Below are 714 nucleotides of genomic sequence, written 5' to 3'. Positions count from 1 at the left end.
TTTTAGTAAAAGCCTCTTATGATATAATAAAAATATCAAGGAGGCTTTTGCTATGAACGAAGAAAAAAAAGTAAGAAGAACAAGAAGAATTAGAGAAATGGAAGAAACAGCCTACGATAAAGCTGCAAAACTTCTAATTCAAAACAATGAATTTAAAAATATTACAGATATAGAAGATGCTGTAAAACAAATGCTAGGATCTACAATAAAGAAAATGTTAGAAGCAGAATTTGAACAACATATGCAAACACCATATTATGAACATGATGAAGAAAGAGATAACTATAGAAATGGATATAAATCTAAAACAGTTAATTCTACAGCAGGAAAAAGAGATATAAGTCATATAGAAAGTAAAATACTATCAATGTATTCAAGAGGGATGTCAAATAAAGATATATCAGATACAATAGAAGAAATATACGGATTTGATATGGATGAATCATTAATAACTAATGTTACTAATAAAATATTACCTATAGCAGAAGAATGGAAGAATAGAGCTTTAGAGAAAGTATATCCAGTAGTTTTTATTGATGCAACACATTTTTCAGTAAGAGATGAAGGTAAGGTCTCTAAGAAGGCAGCATATGTAATATTAGGTATAGATATTAATGGAAAAAAGGATGTATTATCAATTGAGATAGGGGATGCTGAAAATTCAAAACTTTGGTTATCAGTACTTAGTTCATTAAAAGCAAGAGGAGTAAAAGA

1 protein-coding gene is annotated in these 714 nt (G+C 28.2%); it reads left to right on the top strand.

The genetic code is table 11. The features are described from left to right. Positions 1-52: 52 nt before the first annotated feature. Positions 53-714: transposase (locus GM111_RS08060; RefSeq protein ID WP_197034546.1), on the top strand; the 662-nt coding region annotated here is incomplete at its 3' end.

This window comes from Streptobacillus canis (assembly GCF_009733925.1).
Classification (GTDB): Bacteria; Fusobacteriota; Fusobacteriia; order Fusobacteriales; family Leptotrichiaceae; genus Streptobacillus; species Streptobacillus canis.
Note: the sequence above shows the minus strand (reverse complement) of the source record. Positions and strands in the feature narration are given on the sequence as shown.